Source organism: Hungatella hominis, assembly GCF_014288005.1.
GTDB lineage: Bacteria > Bacillota > Clostridia > Lachnospirales > Lachnospiraceae > Hungatella > Hungatella effluvii.
The window spans coordinates 252,135-270,142 of record NZ_JACOPB010000001.1 but is presented as its reverse complement, the minus strand read 5'-3'; the positions used below and the strand labels follow the sequence as shown (position 1 = coordinate 270,142).

The 18,008-nt window shown below is 52.6% G+C and carries 15 protein-coding genes; 8 read left to right on the top strand and 7 right to left on the bottom strand.

The annotated features are described in order from the left end of the window. Window positions 1-159 precede the first annotated feature (159 nt). Window positions 160-1,059 carry a LysR family transcriptional regulator gene (locus H8S75_RS01240; protein WP_187018703.1) on the top strand — a complete coding sequence of 300 codons (900 nt, stop codon included), beginning with the start codon at window positions 160-162 and terminating at the stop codon, window positions 1,057-1,059. On the opposite strand, the gene H8S75_RS01235 is transcribed toward H8S75_RS01240, so the two are convergent. Next, window positions 1,056-1,271 (bottom strand): sulfurtransferase TusA family protein, encoded by a 216-nt coding sequence (locus H8S75_RS01235; protein ID WP_002603117.1) that lies wholly within the window; start codon window positions 1,269-1,271, stop codon window positions 1,056-1,058. The genes H8S75_RS01240 and H8S75_RS01235 overlap by 4 nt on opposite strands. Window positions 1,272-1,347: 76 nt before the next feature. Between H8S75_RS01235 and H8S75_RS01230 the strand changes: the two genes are divergently transcribed. From H8S75_RS01230 to H8S75_RS01210, 5 genes are read left to right on the top strand one after another with little or no spacing between them, the layout of a single operon-like run. Further along, a complete protein-coding gene (locus H8S75_RS01230) occupies window positions 1,348-2,472 on the top strand; it encodes an aminotransferase class I/II-fold pyridoxal phosphate-dependent enzyme (RefSeq protein ID WP_187018701.1) in 1,125 nt (374 codons plus the stop codon). Window positions 2,473-2,490: 18 nt separating this feature from the next. Next, complete coding sequence (locus H8S75_RS01225) at window positions 2,491-4,533, top strand: glycosyltransferase (RefSeq protein ID WP_187018699.1); 2,043 nt, start codon at window positions 2,491-2,493, stop codon at window positions 4,531-4,533. A gap of 1 nt (window position 4,534) precedes the next feature. Next, the gene (locus H8S75_RS01220) at window positions 4,535-5,593 is read left to right on the top strand and encodes an ABC transporter substrate-binding protein (protein WP_187018697.1); all 1,059 of its coding nucleotides are present in this window, start codon (window positions 4,535-4,537) and stop codon (window positions 5,591-5,593) included. A 25-nt stretch (window positions 5,594-5,618) separates the two neighbouring features. Next, window positions 5,619-6,419 carry an ABC transporter permease gene (locus tag H8S75_RS01215; protein ID WP_187018695.1) on the top strand — a complete coding sequence of 267 codons (801 nt, stop codon included), beginning with the start codon at window positions 5,619-5,621 and terminating at the stop codon, window positions 6,417-6,419. A gap of 14 nt (window positions 6,420-6,433) precedes the next feature. Continuing rightward, the gene (locus H8S75_RS01210) at window positions 6,434-7,153 is read left to right on the top strand and encodes an ABC transporter ATP-binding protein (RefSeq protein WP_187018692.1); all 720 of its coding nucleotides are present in this window, start codon (window positions 6,434-6,436) and stop codon (window positions 7,151-7,153) included. Between the two features lie 73 nt (window positions 7,154-7,226). Here the strand turns inward: H8S75_RS01210 and H8S75_RS01205 are convergent, their stop codons facing one another. Next, complete coding sequence (locus H8S75_RS01205; protein WP_187018690.1) at window positions 7,227-8,864, bottom strand: ArnT family glycosyltransferase; 1,638 nt, start codon at window positions 8,862-8,864, stop codon at window positions 7,227-7,229. Between the two features lie 241 nt (window positions 8,865-9,105). Here H8S75_RS01205 and H8S75_RS01200 point away from each other — a divergent pair, with 241 nt between their 5' ends. Beyond that, a complete protein-coding gene (locus H8S75_RS01200; protein WP_002603110.1) occupies window positions 9,106-10,020 on the top strand; it encodes a sulfurtransferase in 915 nt (304 codons plus the stop codon). Between the two features lie 19 nt (window positions 10,021-10,039). Further along, on the top strand, window positions 10,040-11,029 hold the full coding sequence (locus H8S75_RS01195) for a rhodanese-like domain-containing protein (RefSeq protein WP_117634663.1): 990 nt from the start codon (window positions 10,040-10,042) through the stop codon (window positions 11,027-11,029). A 118-nt stretch (window positions 11,030-11,147) separates the two neighbouring features. Here H8S75_RS01195 and H8S75_RS01190 read toward each other — a convergent pair whose 3' ends face one another. The 5 genes from H8S75_RS01190 to H8S75_RS01170 all read right to left on the bottom strand — a co-directional run bounded on the left by H8S75_RS01190 (window position 11,148) and on the right by H8S75_RS01170 (window position 17,953). Further along, a complete protein-coding gene (locus tag H8S75_RS01190; protein ID WP_187018688.1) occupies window positions 11,148-11,816 on the bottom strand; it encodes a vWA domain-containing protein in 669 nt (222 codons plus the stop codon). A gap of 81 nt (window positions 11,817-11,897) precedes the next feature. Continuing rightward, entirely contained in the window at window positions 11,898-12,539 is a 642-nt protein-coding gene (locus tag H8S75_RS01185; protein WP_187018686.1) for a hypothetical protein, read from the bottom strand. A gap of 247 nt (window positions 12,540-12,786) precedes the next feature. Further along, window positions 12,787-14,349 carry a carboxylesterase/lipase family protein gene (locus H8S75_RS01180; protein ID WP_187018684.1) on the bottom strand — a complete coding sequence of 521 codons (1,563 nt, stop codon included), beginning with the start codon at window positions 14,347-14,349 and terminating at the stop codon, window positions 12,787-12,789. After that, window positions 14,349-16,628, bottom strand: a complete 2,280-nt coding sequence (locus H8S75_RS01175) for a glycoside hydrolase family 3 protein (protein ID WP_187018682.1) — start codon at window positions 16,626-16,628, stop codon at window positions 14,349-14,351. The genes H8S75_RS01180 and H8S75_RS01175 overlap by 1 nt, the downstream gene beginning before the upstream one ends. After that, window positions 16,628-17,953, bottom strand: coding sequence for an MFS transporter (locus tag H8S75_RS01170; RefSeq protein WP_187018680.1), 1,326 nt, complete (start codon window positions 17,951-17,953; stop codon window positions 16,628-16,630). Before H8S75_RS01170 ends, H8S75_RS01175 begins: the two co-directional genes overlap by 1 nt. Window positions 17,954-18,008 lie beyond the last annotated feature (55 nt).

Genomic DNA, 18,008 nt, shown 5'->3' with positions numbered 1-18,008 from the left:
CATTGTCATTTTTTTCACTATCCAAGTTGCTTATACTGTATAATTTTTTGCTATAAACAATCCTTATGGCGATATTGTGTTTTTTTTAACGTTCTTGTATAATGAATGATAGAAATAATACCGGGGTAAATAGAAATGAAATAATGAGGGGGGGATCAAATGCTTTTAGAACAGATTTCCATGTTTTCCAGAATTGCAAAAGAACAGAGTATATCCAAGGCAGCCCAGGCGATCCACATCTCTCAGCCGGCCTTAAGCCAGCAGATGCAGCGGCTGGAGGAGGAACTGGGCGTAAAACTTTTCGAACGTTCCAACCGCGGGATCATACTTACCAGATCCGGAGAGGTCATGCAGAAATACTCGGAACAATTTTTAGAGACCTACTCCAATTTAAAGGAGGAACTCGCCAGCCTTGAATCCTACAACGGGACGTTTCGTATCGCGGCCACTCCCGTGGCCTGCAACTACGCGCTTCCCTGCTCCCTGTTCAAGGTGAATCACAAATATCCCAGCTACTCCTTCAGTTTAAATTCCGTCCCCTCCACCGAGGTCATTCACCGCGTGGGGCACGGGCAGGCGGACATGGGATTTATCGTGGGCGCCACAGATAATCCTGAATTCGTCTGCAACCTGGCCTTCAGCGATAAGATCTGTCTGGTGGCGAGCGAAGACTACCGGTGCCCGGACAGCATTACACTGTCTGAGCTTAAAAAATTCACCCTGGTCATGCTGAACGAGCAGTTCAGCTCCTACCGTCTGCTTCATCAGTACCTAAAGCAGGCAGGGCATCCCCTGGATACCCTGCGGGTGATGTACCATCTCGACTCCACAGAATCTGTAAAGAGCACAGTTCTTGCCGGACATGGAGCCGCGTTTCTTCCCTACATAACAGTAAAGAAGGAAGTATACCAGAAGCAGATAAAGATCATCTCCGTCATGGATTTCGATTTGAATTACGATGTGTACTCCATATACAATCCACATCTGGTCAAAAACAATCCTGCTCTGGAAAAAATAATCCTGTATTTTATCTCCATTGTTACGAAAAGCATCTGCTAGACTGTAATATACAGCTCCCAGATTCCGTTCATCGGCTCTACTGTCTCCATTTTCAAGTGCATTTTCCGGCAGTAGCTGCCTATGGATTCCACCACACAGCTGTGGTCTGTGACCAGCTTGATCTGGCCGCCGTGTTCCTTAATCTCCCTGCATTGTTTCAGTTTCATGATGGGAATCGGACACATATCTCCCAGACAATCGATTTCATGCATCACGCAGCGCCTCCATTTCTTTGATGGCTATAGTGTATCATAATTCAGGCGGCCGCGGTAGAGGAAAGGGATTATTATGGATATTTCATTTTACAGCCGCTTTCATGCGCCTCTTGAATCCGCCTATTTAGAAGAAGTCCTGGCTTCCGGCCTGGAGACGGATGGCTTATTCATGAAACGGCTGCTTGACTGCGCGGACAGCCTCTATCCAGGCTGCCGTTTTCTCTTTACCCCGAGCTGCACGCTGGCCCTGGAGACCGCTCTGGCCTGCTTGCGCCTGCTTCCGGGTGATGAGGTCCTGCTTCCTTCCTTTAACTTCCCGTCTGCCGCCAATGCCGTACTGCGCCACGGCGGCCGGCCCGTTCTGTGCGATATCACGCCCGACACCCAGAACATCTCGGTCCGGGACGCGTCCAATCGCTTAACCAGCCGCACCAGGGCCGTGATCGCCATGCATTACGCAGGTGTCTCCGCTCCTCTCGGCGGCTTAAAAAGACTGGCCGAAGAGGCGGGTATCGTCCTGATCGAGGACGCCGCCCAATGTGTGGACGCCTATTATGAGGATCAGCCCCTTGGGACCGTCGGCGATATGGGCTGCGTCAGCTTCCATCACACCAAAAATGCCGTCTGCGGAGAAGGCGGCCTGATGATCACCAAAAACCGTGGCCATTGGCAGTATGCGCGCCAGTACCGCCTTCACGGAACGAACCGGGCGGGATATTTAGACGGGGAAGCTGCCCGCTATACCTGGAATCTTCCCGGCTCCTGCACCGCCTTAAGCGAACCGCAGGCAGCCCTTTTGTTGGCGCAGCTTCAGTGTCTTTCCCAGATTACCCGCAGCCGCCTCCACGTGACGGAACAGTATTGGAAGCAGCTGGCTCCCTTGGAGGAGAGGGGAATCGCCATGCGTATGCAGATTCCCGCCTATGCCCGGCCAAACGGCCATATTTTCTATCTCCGTTTTCAGGACCCCGCCCTGCTGAATTCTCTCATCCCCGCCCTGGCGGCCCATGGAATCGACTGCAAAACGCACTACGTCCCTCTCCACGCCTCCCCCATGGGGGAAAAGCTGGGATACCACAAAGAAGATTTACCCGAATCGCTGGCCTGTTATCAGACACTTCTCCGCCTTCCGGTCCACACGGCCCTGACGGATGAAGATATCGCACGGACAACGGAAACGATCCTGCGGTTCGTGTAACGGATAAGGAGTTTTACCATGATTTACGATCTCGGCATCATCATCCCCGTATACCGGCCCCGGGAATCCATCGGGATTTTAACGGACCGTATACGGGAATTATTTTCTGAAAAACTCACTCTGCGCATCTGCATCGTAGATGACAGCGGCAGGCCGGAAACCGCGGCTTTCCTGGCCGGGATATGCCGTTCTCCGGAGACCGCGATTCTGGTTCTGGACCGCAATTACGGACAGCAGGCCGCCACACTCTGCGGCCTGGAGCACCTGGATCCGTGCCGGTATTACGCCACCATTGACGACGACTTAGAACAGCCTCCGGAAATGCTGGCGGCCCTTTACGACACCATCCGACAGGGATATGACATCGTATACGGAGTCCCCGCCGTCTCCCGCCGTTCTCTTTACCGAAGGGCAGGAAGCTACATGCGCGATGGCCTCTTCTCCCTGTTTCTGGGCGTGCCGGAAGGGGTTCGCGTCAGCAGCCTTCGGATCATGACAGCCGACTTAGTGAAGGAAGCCTGCCGCCTGAAACCCAACGGATTCTTTTATCTGTCCGCCTCTGTTTTTAAAGGGAGCACCAGACCGGTCCGGGCCGTATCCATTCCTTACAGGAGAGAATCTAACGGCGAAGAGGATTTGAATCATGCTCTTTTTCAAAAGAAATCTGCAGAGAAAACCATCAGCGGCTACAGCGCACTCTCACTGCTGCGGCTGTACACAAAGCTGTTTCTAAATTATACGTGCTTCTCTGCTGCAAAGCGGAATTGCAGCCGCGGCGCAAAACCGCTCTACCGCATATCCCGGCGAATCCGCGCCCCACGGCTCATGATCCTCGGCGGCTCCAACTGCCAGGTTCATGCGTTCCAGCGGGCAAAGACGCTGGGGATGGACACGATTCTGGCCGATTACACCAGATCGCCCAGCGGAGCACGGTATGCGGGACTCCATGAACCGGTGAGCACCTTCGATATAGAAGGCTGCATCCGGGCGGCCAGAGAGCACCACGCAGACGCGGTAATGACCATGGGAACGGACCAGCCGGTGTACACGGCCGCTTCTGTCAGCAGCGCCCTAAATCTGCCTTCGCTTCTGTCGGTCGGGGAAGCGCTGTCCGTAACCAACAAAAAGCATATGAAAACAATCCTGAAAGAGGCCGGTATTCCTGCCGCCCGTTTTCGTTTTATCCATCAGGGCATGGAAGCAGGCTCTCTGGACGGACTTCAGTCTCCCTATGTCATAAAGCCTCTGGATTCCCAGGGTCAGCGCGGAATCTACCGCCTCAATACGCCGGAGGAGGTCTTCTCCCATCTGAAGGACACACTCTCCTATTCCCGGGAACAGGAGGCATTGGTAGAAAAATTCTGCGAGAGCACGGAGATTACGGTCAGCGGATGGCTCCATGAGGGCAGGCTCCATATCCTGACCGTCACGGACCGCCTTCTCTATCCGGATCCGGTCCATATCGGAGTCTGCGTCGGGCATCGTTTTCCCACGGTTCACATGGACCGGTACGCGGAAATTGAGTCAATCAGCCGCAGAACCGCAGCCGCATTCGGCATCGCCAATGGCCCCTTCTATCTTCAGGTGCTGGTCGGAAAAGACGGAATTCAGGTCAACGAACTGGCCAGCCGGATCGGAGGCGCTTTCGAGGATGTCTTTATCCCGTTCTTAACGGGCTTTGACATATTGGGCGCCGTGATACGGAGCGCTCTCGGAATGCCGGCCGAGCCCCCCTCTATGGACTGCCTGGAAGCGGCCGCGGAGGGACGATGTGTCGCGGTCCAGCTCTTATTCTGCCGGCCAGGCGACATTTTAAGCATCACACCTTTAGAAGAACTTCTGGCTCTGCCCTACGTGCTGGATGCCGGCTACAACTATCTCCCCGGCCAGACCATCCCCGCCATGGAGAATGCCACCGCCCGCTTCGGCCACGCCGTCCTCTGGGGAGATGACGCAAATATTTCCGCCAATATCCATGATTTTTATCATCGTTTGTCCGTCCGTTCCACACAGGGGGAAGAGATGATCACGAATTTTTATGGACTGCATAAAGGAGACTGACATGAACACAGACATGTATACAGACATGTGCACAGACATGAACTCTAACATAATCGCTGACATAATCGCTGACATAAGAGCTGATTTAAACACCGGCAAAAGGCACCGCCCCTCATTCATACGATCCGCTCTGCTCATTCTCTCTGCAGCGGCGGTCCTCATTCTGCCCGGATGCGGCGGGAAAAAGGCGCCGTCTGTGGGGATCGCCGAGCAGTACGGCATTGCCTATGCCCCGCTTCAGATCATGAAGGAGCAGAAGCTTCTGGAAAAGAGGCTTCCCGGTGTGGAAATCAACTGGAAGCAGTTCGGCGGCCCGACCGGCATCCGCGAAGGAATGATGAACGGAGAGATCGATTTCGGATTTATGGGGGTATCTCCGGTCCTAATCGGCATTGACAACGGCATGAAATGGCGTTATGCCACCGGAATCAGTTCCAATGAGGTCGCCATCGTCACACGGAACGACATTCACTCCTTGACCGAGCTGACGCCCAAAGACCGGATCTCGATCCTGTCCCCAGCCTGTACCCAGCACGTACTTTTATGCATGCTGGCCGGCCAGCAGCTGGGAGATCCCCATGCCCTGGACAACCAGCTGGTCTCCATGAGCCATCCCGATTCCGTAAACGCCCTTCTCTCCGCGACCGAGATCACGGCACACGTTTCCACACCGCCCTATATCACCCAGGAGTCCGATGGCGGTATGCACGTGATGGCCACGGGGGAGGAGATTGTCGGGCAGCCGTTTACATTTATCACCGGCGTTGCTATGGAGGAGTTTCACGACAACCGCCGGGAGTATTACGACGCAGTCATCGATGCCCTTCAGGAAGCAATCGATTACATCAACAGCAATATGGAGGAAGCCTCCCAGCTTCTCGCACCTCTCTATGGAATTTCTCAGGAGGAACTTTACAGACAGATGGGCCGGGACGGCACGATCTATTCCAGCGAACTGAACGGAGTGGAGATCTTCAACCGCCAGATGGCTGAGATGGGCTTTCTCTCAGAGGAGCTGCCGGCAGACAGTCTGTTTTTTGACAACGTGGTTCACCACTAGAGTGTAAAAAAGAGGAATTTTTACTATGACTGAACGTTTTTTAGACACTATAACAAAAAAGAAATGGGCCGGGCGCCTGTTCTGGATCTCGGTCTTTCTTCTGCTGTGGGAACTATTCTGCCGGATCTCGAACGTTTCCCCGCTTCTGGTTCCCTCCCCGGAACAGGTGTGCGCCACCCTGATTCAGGGCATCACGCAGGGGGACTTAATCTGGCAGTCCGCGTACTCCCTGGGAATCATCGCCTTTTCCCTTATCATTTCTGCCGTCCTGGCTGTTGTCCTGGCCCTGTTTTCCAGACAGAGCCGGCTGATATACAGTCTGGTGGATACCCTGACCGCCCTGGCGCATCCGCTCCCGGGCCTGGCTCTTCTTCCGTTAATTATCATGTGGTTCGGAACCGGCACCGGGGCGGTAACGGCCATTGTGGTTCACTCTGCGCTCTGGCCGGTTCTGGTCAATCTCCTGGCCGGTTTTAACGCGGTTCCCGGCATTTATGAGGATATGGGGCGCAGCCTTTCCATGAGTTCCGCCGCTATCACCGCAGAGATCCGCCTGCGCGCATCCCTGGGCTATCTAATCTCCGGCCTGCGCATCGGATGGGCCAGGGGCTGGAGGGCCTTCATCAGCGCCGAAATGGTCTTTGGAGCAGTAGGCGCCAAAGGCGGCATCGGCTGGTACATTCTGACTCAGCGCACCTTCATGAACACGGCGGGACTGTTCGCCGGAATTATTCTTGTCATTTTCATTGGAATGCTGGTTGAAGACGGCCTGTTCTCGGTCATTGAGAAATGCACGCTCACCAAATGGGGGATGAAATCTGTTTAGAAAGGAATGAAACCATGCTGAAAATTCATAACATCAGCCGCTCCTACACCGGAAGCAGCCAGACTCATACGGTCATTGACCATTTAAACCTGACGGTATGCGATCATGATTTCTTTGTCATCGTCGGTCCCAGCGGCTGCGGAAAAAGCACGCTGTTAAGGCTCATCGGAGGTTTTGACCGCCCGGACAGCGGTTCTCTCCTGCTAGACGGAACGGAAATCACCGCTCCGTCGAAAGACATCATGATGGTATTTCAAAGCTTCGATCAGCTTTTTCCCTGGTACACGGTTCTCGGCAACCTGACCTATGCCATGAAGAAAGCCGGACTCTTCCGCACGTTGGCCGAGAGAAAAGAGTGTGCCCGAAGCTATTTATCCATGGCAGGCCTGTCCGGCTTTGAAAACGCCTATCCCCACCAGCTCTCCGGAGGCATGAAGCAGCGCGCCGCGCTGGCCCGCGCACTGTCCTTAAAGCCCAAAGTCCTCCTTATGGATGAGCCCTTTTCCAGCCTGGACATCGCCACCAAAAAGGCCTTATATCCCGTCGTCACTGCCATGGCCGCCCAAACCGGCTGTACCATCCTTCTGGTAACTCACGATATCCGCGAAGCCCGCACGCTCGGCTCCCATATCGCCGTCATGTCCAGACAGAAAAAAGGCATATCCGCCGTTTTTTCCAAAGAAGCGATGCCGGAGGCAGAAACGCTGGAAAAAATGCTGGAGGAAAATACCTGAATGTATCAAGGAGTGTTTTAAAAGCCTGCGAGGGCTGAGACCGTGGGAGGACTTAAGTGTCCTCCTGTTTTTCCTATTTCACCCGATACACTCTCACCGTTCCCCATTCCTCCGCACCTCTCAGGGAATTCACCCGCGAGGCATACTCCAGGCTGTGAATCCGCCCGACCTCCCTGCACGCCGTCTCACAAAACGCCTTAAGCTCCCTCACAAACGCTGCATTTCCATAAATCGCATGGAAGTAAGGCCTGTGCTCATAGAGATAGTCCAGCTCATCAGAATAGCAGATATACTCGATCTGATTTTCCCTGATATACGTTTCCACCCCGCCTTCCACGTAAGGAAGGTTTCTGTAATCCTTCAGCATCCCTCTGTCAAAATAAAACTCCATATTCAGGTTTCCGATTGTGGGGGCATCCGCAGGCACCAGTTCCGCCAGCTGATCGAGATACGAAGCGTAATTCTCCGCCTCCCCGGGCCGCTGGTTCTGTATCTGCCAGATACTCCCCACGGCAAGACCGGCCGCAAGTATCAGAATTCCGATCGTACGGCCGGCCTTCTCGAAGAGCTGCAGGACCTGGCCTGCGAGGAGCCAGCCAAACAGGAAGAAAAACAGGACAGCCGTCTGATTATACCGGCCAATCACCACCATACCCGCCGCAAGCCCTGCGGCCCCCTCGAGAATCACCCTGGTATTTTGAATCCACCGATCCTCTTCGCTGTCAGGAACGCGCTCCCCTCCCAACGCTTCACTCTCAGATATGGGCTCCCCTCTCATGACCAGACACGCGGCGGCCGATAATCCTGCCGTTAGAGCCATGGCAATCATCTCCAGACGCACATCGGGAAGATAATAGGTTCCGTTATCCCGCCCGTATACGCCGCTGAAAAATGAAAACAGCTCCCCGACTCTCGCCCATCCGGAGGACGACAGCTCAAACTCCTCTTTCCCATACAAAAAGTAGCCCGGCAGAAAATGAGGGTTAAACTGAAAACTGATACCAACATAGACGGCAGTCACCGCGAGCACCGCCGCTGTATAGGCAGCCAGACTGCCCAATGTCTTCAATGCCCCCTTTTTATCCTTTCCCGCCGCCTGCCTCACGATTTCAAACACCATAATGGCGCCGCAGACCGCCGCGCACAAAAAGCTGTTCGGATGAATCCCGACAAAAAGTCCTGTGACCACTCCCAGGATCAGCGCGGTTCCTGTCCCCGGCCGCCCTTTTTTTCCAAGCAGAATCCACAGACACACCAGCAGCTCCAGCGCAATAAAAATCTCCTGCCGCGCAAAATGGGAGGCATAAATAAACTGAATATCCAGGCTCAGCAGAACAGTAAGCCCCAGAGCAAACCACCGGCTTCCCATACGGCGCACGCAGAGATAAAACAGAACGAGGCAGATAATCCCCGCCAGAAGAGAAAGCATTCTCACACTTCCAACAGAAAAACCACCCAGCCCGACCGCTCCCATCTGCATGAGATGAAACAGGCTTTTCATCGCGTGGGGCACCCGGGGCTTCGCATCAAAAAAGCTTTCTGTCACTCCTAAATTTCCAGCCGCCAGCATATCGCGGCTCAAACCGGCCAGCCAGCTCTCATCCGAATGAACAAATGGAAATACGAGAAGATTCCGGTATGATACAAATATGTAGACTGCCAGGTACGCAGCTGCGGCACAAAACACCGCCCATTTCTTCCATCGGTCCATTCCCCGCCTCCTTATGATTTCTTCGCATTTTTTCGTTATTATTTTATCACGATTTTCGTTAAAGTTTTAGCATTATACGATTAACAGATATAATATAACGGATTCTTATACCAGAAATCAACCCTGTTACAGTATAATAAAACTTGGAATTACATGGAAATAAGGTTGAGGCCCTTATTTTCACGCAAAACAACAGCGTTTACTACACACTACCATTACTCGCTTTATAAAGGAGGGTTTTATGGGCTTATTTGCCAAAAAAATAACAATCTTTTCGTTTTTGGCGATTCTGGCAGCGGCTCTTACAGGCTGCAGCTCCCATACTTTTGTCGAAGGGGAGTCCCTGATCGTCTCCACGAAGGACCTGCCCGGCTACGCCGAACAGTCCAACGTGGTCGTTGTGGATACCCGTACCCCGGAGGAATATGCCGCGGGACACGTAGCAGGTGCAGTCAATATTCCCACCGCCGACATTGTTATCAATGTTCCGGTAAAGAATATGCTGACCAGCCAGAAAAAGATTGAAAAGGTAATGGGCAGCAACGGAATCTCCAATGACACATTAGTCCTGGCGTACGATGCCAATAAAATGGGCGCCTCCCGCCTTCTCTGGAGTCTGTTCATGTTTGGCCACCAGAAAGTTAAGGTTGTGGATGGAGGCTTTGACGCCATTCAGACAGCCGGGATCCAGCTGAGCACTGATATCGAAGCTCCGGCCGAGGCTGTTTTTACTGCGAAGGAGCCGTCAGCCAACTGGCTCGCAACGATGGACGAGGTCCGCGCACAGGCTGAGAACCCGGATCCGCACACCATTTTGTTAGACGTTCGTTCTTTTGAGGAATACGCAGAGGTCGGCAAGGTTCCGACATCCCTGATCATTCCCTATGAGACCAATTTCTTCTCGGATGGAACATTTAAGACAACGCAGATTACCAGAATTAACTACCTGGAGGAAAAAATTTATCCGGAGGATGAAATCATTCTCTACTGCCAGACGTCCATGCGGGCGGCTCCGGTCTTTGTTCAGCTGTACGAGGCTGGATACCGGAACATCCGGATCTATGACGGCGCCTATTTAGAATGGTCTTCCAACTCTGATAATCCGGTTGAGATGCCGGCCGGTCAATCTGCTCCGTTAAAGAAAAACGCATCCTAACACCAAAAGGAGAATTATTATGAAGAAAATTGTACCTGTATTACTTGGGCTCACCCTGGCAGCCAGTCTGACCGCCTGTGCAACCAAGACCGTAAAGGAAGCACCTACGGCTGCCCCTCAGACGACGGCCGCAGCTATGGAAGAAACCACGGAAGCGCCCGCGGAGACCTCCGGTGCAGAAACAGAAGCAGCCGCAAAAACAGAGGATACCGTCACTGCGGCCGCTACTGACTATTTTAAAAACTTCCCGGAAGATAAGCATATGGCGTCTGTAGCCGATCTCTTTGCAAAAATCGACGCCGGTGAAGACATGGTTATCATCGATATCAGAAAGCCTGATGACTACGCTGCGGGACATTTAAAAGGAGCGTGGAACATCCCTTACGGTGCTGCTGTAGCGGAATCACTGGATAAAATCCCAGATGACACGCCAGTATATGTAAACTGCTATACCGGTCAGACCTCCTCTCAGACGGTAGCCCTCTTAAACGCAGCCGGAAAATTTGCTACGAACATTCAGAGCGGCTGGAACAACGGCATTTCCCAGGAAGAAGGCTACGAAGCCTATATCGACACCGAGGAAGCCGTCATTCCTGATGACACCTATGAAGTAGATCCGGCCATCGCCGCCGCTATCGCCGATTACTACAAAGAGGCGACCAGCAACACCATCGCTTCCTTTAATTTCAAGGTGGAAGCCTTAAAAGAACTGGTTGACGCGGAAAGCGAAGATTATACGATTCTCTCCATCCGCCGTGAGGACGACTATAAGCAGGGCCACATCGCAGGCGCCATGAACATTCCGTTCGGCAAGGGAATGCAGGAACATTTTTCCGAAATTCCGACTGATAAACCAGTCGTCGTATACTGCTACAGCGGACAGACATCTTCCCAGACCATGGCTATTCTCCGACTGCTCGGCTATGAGGCCTATTCCTTAAGCGGAGGCATGGGAAAAGAAGGCGGAGCCGGCTGGCTCGGAGCAGGTTATCCGGTTGTGACCGAATAATGAATGATTGATCCTTCCATATCTGCTGTCATATGATGGGGCGTGAATCCATGAAAATGGATTCACGCCCCATTAATTCCTCTCTTCTCGCATAAGTCCTTCCGGATCACTGCCCGCCTTATTTCTTCATTGCTCCGGATCTGTCTTCATAATCCTCCCTCACTTTTTTCAAAAACTCCGGTATCTCAATGGGACACTCTTTATTGCTGCACATACTCTTTACAGCCATAGAAACCGAGTCATAGCAGCACTGAATTCCCTTTCCGTCGTACGTATAATTTGCCGCATGATCACGTCTGATTCCAATTCTGCATGCGGTCTCTGCCGCATCTAAATTAGCGCCAAGGAATATGTATTCCCAGCTACGCTTCTCCTGACTGAGTTTTACCATTTGGCTGACTTTGCTGTAAGAATATCTTCGGCTGGAATTTTCCATACCGTCAGTTGTGATAACCACCATAGTTTTTTCGGGTATATCCTCATCTCTCGCATACTGGTAAATAGTTTCCATACGATGGACAGTTTCCCCAACTGCATCCAGCAATGCTGTGCTCCCCCGGACAAAATAATCTTTTTCCGTCATCGGCCCCAGCTCCGCCAAGTTGTTTCTGTCGTGGAGAAGCTCGATTTTGTCATCAAACAAAACAGTCGTGATACAGGCCTCACTTCCCTCCTCTTTCTGTTTTTCTATCAGTGAATTAAAACCTCCAATCGTATCTGACTCCAGTCCCGACATGGAACCGCTGCGGTCCAGTATAAATATAATCTCTGTCAAACCTTTCCTCATAATGGCGACCTCCTGTATTTGATAAAAAGAGATTACCACATAAACAAAAAGAAAAGGTCGCCGTAAAAGCGACATTTTCTTTCATAATCCTCCGATCGGCTGCTGCCCAAACGCAAACAGCGCTTCATTCAGTTTCATTATGTCGTATATACCCTCGGAAATAAAAAATTCCACAATAATATCTGATTTATTGCTGTGGGACAGCACATATCCGGCTCTTGCAAGCAAATCTCTGGTCTCGTCCAGATTCAGCTTCAAACCAAGTGCCAGCGAAACAGCTGTCTGTTTTCCCGGCGAATAATCCGGATTGCTTCTGATTTTTGAAAAAAGCCTTCTGTCTATGTTCGCTCTTTTATAAACTTCCACATCTGTCATACCTTTTTCGTCAATCATACGCAGTACAGACACAGAAAAGCTTTCCTCTGTCTGTGCCGCCAAATCTTCCAGCTTTCTTATGGAAAAGGAAGCCTGCACCTTTCGCGAAGGCGCTTCCTCTTCTAAGCTCTCTGCCAACGATTCTGTAACTGTCCCTGATTTCTTTTTTAGAATATCCGGAATATTTATTTGCTTTTCCCTGTTTTCCGCATGGGGTTCCCTCATGCACGGAACATAACTGCCGTACTGCTCCTGAATTCTTTCTGCCGGCTCTGCATCTGCCGTATCAGCGATATAATTTATGCAGATATAACGGTCAATTCTGTCTAAAATTTGCCTGGATACCATATTTATCACTCCTTATTTATCACGCCTTCTGACACGTCCGGAATTATCAATTTATTTATTTTATGCTATCATAAATACATAATATAATCAATCAAATATACAGATGCTGACAACATAACTAATACTGCCAGCTTGCAAATAATACATGTCTGAGGTTCAGAGTCGGGAATATGGCAAAGGGGGGGGAAGCATAAATGCTTTCCCCCCTTTGATATGCACCATTTATCTTTCGTATTTTTCACCGCAGTCAGTGCTGAATCTCATCCCCCATTTTCGCCATCATGGCCGCCAGGTCAAACTTCGGCGACGCTTCCGCATGCAGCTTTAACAGGCGGTCGTCGTGGTTATGGCGGACCTCGCAGACACGGTCGAAGATCATGGTCGCCTCGTCGTCCTCCCGCGAAGCAGGCCACTGGGGCAGCCCCTCATACTCTGGCTTCCCGGTTCTGGCGAAAGCCATAACCGCGCCGAAGATCTGTTCCTCCAGACGGTCTGACACCTCCGGAATGTTGGCAGCCGGAACCAGCTCCGTGTTGTGGAAAACAAAAGGAATATCGGAACAGTGCCACGCCGTCTTTTGATTCTGGTACGGGAACTCCAGCGCAAATAAATAGGAATACACGCTTCCGCCCGCGGCGGCCAGCGCCCGCACAAATTCTTTAGTCGGTCCACGGAATATTGTATCCAGCGTGAGTAAGTCCGCCGGGTTCTTTCCCGGATACGCCTCGGCAAAAACGGCCTTCAGCTCCTTCCCACGGCCCTGGAAACGGTTGTCAAGAACGGCCTCTAATTCTGCCTCTGGTATCTGCTCCTTGTTAAAGGGCAGCGGCGCCATCGCAAACTCTCCGAAGACCGTACCGACCATCACCGGTATGGTCTTCGCATGATCCGTAAATCCAACTGCCGGCCCCTCTCCCTTGTAGAAATCGTCCGGTTTTGGCGTGCATCCGATGTAACCGCCAGCTCCGGCGACTGCAGGACTGACCCGGTTATACGCAGCTGCCAGGTCGTGGTAGGGAATCGTCTCCAGCCGCCCGGCCTCATCTTCCGTAAGCCCCAGTTCTTTCAGCATCGCCCGGATTAACGGTCTGGAATCGCCAGTAGAATAGGGAAGAATATCGCCCGCCACACCGCTCATGATCATTCCCTTATGGAACAGCCCGTCGGCCTCCGGGGTCTGCATCAGGCCGCTCACCTTCATGCCGCCGCCCGACTGTCCGAAGATGGTCACGTTGCCCGGATCTCCGCCAAATGCCTCGATGTTGTCCCTGACCCACAAAAGGGCGGCCACCAGATCGGCCTGGCCCGCATTGGCGGAGCCAGCGTACTTTTCACCGTAAGGAGACATGTCGAAGTATCCAAGGATGTTCAGCCTGTGGTTTACGGTAACGACTACCACATCCCCGTATTTACTCATATTTTCTCCGTTGTACGCCTTCTGCTCGATGGAGCTTCCCATGGAAAACGCCCCGCCGTGAATCCAGAACAGCACCGGCTTCTTCGCGCTCCGGTCCAGAGACTGGCTCCAGATGTTTAAACTCAGACAGTCCTCGTCCTGAGGCCAGTAGCGGTGGGGAACTAAAAGCTCGCCCTGCGGATTGTCCCTTGTCAGCATCGGGCAGACGAAGCCATAGGAGGCCGCCTCCCGGACTCCCTCCCAGGGTTCTGCTTCCTCCGGGAGCTGAAACCGTTTCGCCCTTGCGTAACGGATTCCTTTGAAGATATACGTCCCTTTCCACTGATATCCTCTGAGCTTCCCGGCCTTCGTCTCCACCACCGGGAGGCTGTCATACTGAAACTGTCCTGCCATTATTTTGTCCTCCTTCTGTTCTGTCTCCCATATTTTTCAGTTCTCTCGTCTTCAATCACGCCGTCAAAATTCATGCCAAAGCCGAATTCATAGACATGGCCCTCGCTGTCCACGTAGCATTCCATGTCGAACGCCTCATCCTCTGCCTGCCGTTCCACGGTATCCATATCGGCCGGCATCTGAAGCGGAAGAAGGCCGCAGGGGATAAATCTGCCTGTGATAACGTCCAGCACCGCCTGTGGGGATACCCCGTAATCCACCAGGATCGCGTCGGCACAGGGTTCCAGTTCCGCCATCACCATGGGATTTTTCAAGTTTACCGACACGATCACCGGGCGGTCTCCCATGCGTTTTTTCGTATCAAGGACAAGATCCAGATCTTCTTCATTTGCCGCAGTATTCCATTTTCCGCGATAACTCCTGTCGTCAAAATCCTCCAGCGGATCGCCTCCCGCCAGGCTGTGAAGCCTCGCCTGCTTCGCCTCATAGGGCCTGTACTGAAGCGTTACCGGAACGTATCCGCTGCCGCCCTGCTTTCGGTCTTCCGGATCGTAGCCCACGGAAACTGGCGATTCGATGAAGCAGATGGCAGCGTCAGCCTCTTCCGGCGTATCCACGACCACAAAGTAATCGGCGGCCGCGCCCTTGCCGGCAGGTTCCACATGCATATCCGGTGTCATAGAGCTCATGAAATCTAAGTATGGGCGGATATGGCGCCGCGGAATATATACCCTTATGTGCTCTTTGAGCGGAAGCACCCCGGCCCGGTTCTTCAAGAGCGTCACAGATTTCAGCTGGGAAAGGTATCCCTTTTCCGTAAATTCCCTGCAGCCCACCACCTGGCAGGAATGCTCCAAATCCAGGTACGGATTTTCAAACAGACCCGTCTGGAATATGTTTCGGAGCAGCCTGGAGGCGGACCGTTCAAAGCGGCTGCGCATGGCTTCTTCCCCGTATTTTTCACACCCCATCCGGTAAGCCTCCAGCACCGGCCCTGCATCGTTGTTTCCGCCGAACTGATCCACACCGGCCTCCAGAGCCTTTAAATGGCGTTCCGCCTCAGTGAGTGTCTCCACGCCCCAGCATTTTCCGGCAAACTCCTCTTCCGTCTTTCCCATATCGTGGGTGATGCCCCAGTCCGTACACACGACGCCGTCGTAGCCAAACCGTTCGCGGAGCAGATCGTTTACGATATATTTGCTGAAGGAATTCCCTACATTTTCACCGCAGGTCTGGTCTGCGCCGTAAGAAATCGTGTAGTAAGGCATCACGGCGCTGGCCGTCTTCGTACCGCCGTTCAGCGAGAAGGCGCCCTCCGTAAAGGGTCTTAGATGCTCTTCAAAGTTCCCGCCGGGATAGACCGCGAACTTTCCGTATGCGTAGTGGCCGTCGCGTCCTGCCTCACAGGGCCCCCCTCCCGGGAAATGCTTTACCATGGTATTGACGCTGTCCGCACCCCAGCCATCCTCGCTGCCCTTTGTAGTCTGGAATCCGTCGCAGTACGCCCGCGTCATTTCCACGGTCAGCTCCGTATGTTCGCCAAATGTATCCGCAAACCGCATCCATCTCGGTTCCGTGGCCAGATCGATCTGCGGGGACAATGCCGTCGTGATCCCCAGCGCCCGGTATTCCGCCGCGCCGATCTCCCCGAATTCTCTTACCGCCTCCGGCTCAAATGCAGCGGTCAGGCCGATTCCATTCGCCCATTTGGATATGGGTTCTCCGGTCACACCCATGTATTCCGCCGCAGCGCCCGCCCCGTGCCTCGGGTCCGAGCTGTTGTTGGCGGGTATTCCAAAGCCGGTGTTTTCCGCCAGCGCCTGAAGCCGGTTGTTCCATTTGACCGCAGTCTCCGTGTCCTGCAGCTTCATAATCAGCACGTGGCGCACCCTGTCTTTTACGATGAACTCCTTCTGCTGATCCGTTAAATCCCACGGGTCCGCTCCGCTCTCATCAAAGGATTTTCCGCCGTACGTGCCCCCGAAAGCGGCTGAAAGCGGCCCCCTGGCCGGAATCAGCTGATGCGCGCTGTAGAGCATCAGGCCGGCAATATCTTCGATCGAAAGCCTGGAAGCCAAGTCCGCCGCCCGCTCTGCTGCGGGCAGTCTCCAGTCCTCATAGGCTGCCAGCTCTCCTGTTCCAAGAAAATCCTTGAAGGCGAAGCCATCCTCTGTTATAATCGTCACCTTACTGCCGAAAGAGATTCCGAGATCCTTTCCCCCCTCATTGTAAATGAGACGGTAGCCCTCCTTCTCTGCTTCGTTCCATTTTTTCTCCATCAATTTCTCCTTTCATGTATTTCAGCCAGAATTTTTTCATATTTTTTATCCAGATCATAGAACAAGCTGAGTATGACCACCACGATGAAAAAAATGACCGGAATCCAGATATAATTCATTTGAATCGCGCGAAGCGCGCCTTCTGTCTGCTCCGAATTTTCCACATAGCCGCCGAATTTTAGGATCTGGGCGCCTACCACGCCTGACATTGCCATGCTCAGCTTTACTCCGAAGCCCATGAGGGCGGTCATGATTCCCTGCGGACGCCTTCCCGTCTGCCACTCGGAGTAATCCACAGTCTCCGCTCCCATGACAAATGTCACTCCCATTCCCAGCCCCAGGCCAATTCCGCATAAGACCGTACCCGCCAGAATTCCGGCCAGATTCGTTCTGGAGATCAGCACCACAAGGTTTCCTGCGATGGTAGCCAGCCCGCCGGACAGAATGCAGTTGCGTTTTCCGATCTTCTTTGCCAGAGTCGGAATCACAAATGCCATGAGGAAAGAGAGCAGTGTCGGAATCGTCATCAGAAGGGAGGCAATTCCCTCGTTGTTTAAGTAGTATTTTGCATAATACATGGTGGACTGATTTTTCAGAATCATGCCGGCAAAGGTGAAGAAGGTGATTCCGCAGAGCAGAAGCCAGTATTTGTTTTTGACGGCAACCTTTATAGCGCCTGCCACGGAATCCTTTTCCGTCTCCGGTATGATCCGCTCTCTCGTATTTTTAAAACAGATCATCAGAAGTATGATGCCTACAGCCGCGTACAGAACAACCGTACCGAAGAAGCCTTTTTTCTGATCCCCCCGGCCGATCATGCCGACCAGCGTCAGGGTCGCTCCCATGACGATGAATCCGCCCAGACTGGCTCCGAGAGACTTAAACATATTAAAGGAGAGCCGGTCGGATACGTCATCCGTCATGCAGGACAGCATGGTGCTGTATGGAATATTGAGGGCTGTATACACGATGCAGAACAGAATATAGGTGATCAGTGCGTAGATAAATTTGCCAGTTCCGCCGAAATTCGGCACCAGGAACATGGAAGCGCTGATGATTCCGAAGGGAACCGCCATCCACAGCACGTAAGGCCTTGCTTTTCCCCATTTGGTATGAGTCTTGTCGATGACTACCCCCATCATCGGATCCGTGACCGCGTCCACCACTCTGGCGACCAGCATAATCAGGCTGATGGCCCCCAGTCCGATCCCCGCTACATCGGTATAGAAAAACATCAGATACGCTGTAATCAGCTGAAACATTAAATTGCAGGCCAAATCTCCCAACCCATAACTGAACCGTTCTTTTAACGAAATTTTCTCCATTTTTAAATAACCTCTCTTTTTTTGTTAAGGACGCGTCTTATGTTCTAATTGTATC

Bases quoted from the DNA above. Each gene is read 5' to 3' on its own strand.
- H8S75_RS01240 (WP_187018703.1), top strand. From the start codon at position 160: ATGCTTTTAGAACAGATTTCCATGTTTTCCAGAATTGCAAAAGAACAG.
- H8S75_RS01235 (WP_002603117.1), bottom strand. From the start codon at position 1,271: ATGCATGAAATCGATTGTCTGGGAGATATGTGTCCGATTCCCATCATG.
- H8S75_RS01230 (WP_187018701.1), top strand. From the start codon at position 1,348: ATGGATATTTCATTTTACAGCCGCTTTCATGCGCCTCTTGAATCCGCC.
- H8S75_RS01225 (WP_187018699.1), top strand. From the start codon at position 2,491: ATGATTTACGATCTCGGCATCATCATCCCCGTATACCGGCCCCGGGAA.
- H8S75_RS01220 (WP_187018697.1), top strand. From the start codon at position 4,535: ATGAACACAGACATGTATACAGACATGTGCACAGACATGAACTCTAAC.
- H8S75_RS01215 (WP_187018695.1), top strand. From the start codon at position 5,619: ATGACTGAACGTTTTTTAGACACTATAACAAAAAAGAAATGGGCCGGG.
- H8S75_RS01210 (WP_187018692.1), top strand. From the start codon at position 6,434: ATGCTGAAAATTCATAACATCAGCCGCTCCTACACCGGAAGCAGCCAG.
- H8S75_RS01205 (WP_187018690.1), bottom strand. From the start codon at position 8,864: ATGGACCGATGGAAGAAATGGGCGGTGTTTTGTGCCGCAGCTGCGTAC.
- H8S75_RS01200 (WP_002603110.1), top strand. From the start codon at position 9,106: ATGGGCTTATTTGCCAAAAAAATAACAATCTTTTCGTTTTTGGCGATT.
- H8S75_RS01195 (WP_117634663.1), top strand. From the start codon at position 10,040: ATGAAGAAAATTGTACCTGTATTACTTGGGCTCACCCTGGCAGCCAGT.
- H8S75_RS01190 (WP_187018688.1), bottom strand. From the start codon at position 11,816: ATGAGGAAAGGTTTGACAGAGATTATATTTATACTGGACCGCAGCGGT.
- H8S75_RS01185 (WP_187018686.1), bottom strand. From the start codon at position 12,539: ATGGTATCCAGGCAAATTTTAGACAGAATTGACCGTTATATCTGCATA.
- H8S75_RS01180 (WP_187018684.1), bottom strand. From the start codon at position 14,349: ATGGCAGGACAGTTTCAGTATGACAGCCTCCCGGTGGTGGAGACGAAG.
- H8S75_RS01175 (WP_187018682.1), bottom strand. From the start codon at position 16,628: ATGGAGAAAAAATGGAACGAAGCAGAGAAGGAGGGCTACCGTCTCATT.
- H8S75_RS01170 (WP_187018680.1), bottom strand. From the start codon at position 17,953: ATGGAGAAAATTTCGTTAAAAGAACGGTTCAGTTATGGGTTGGGAGAT.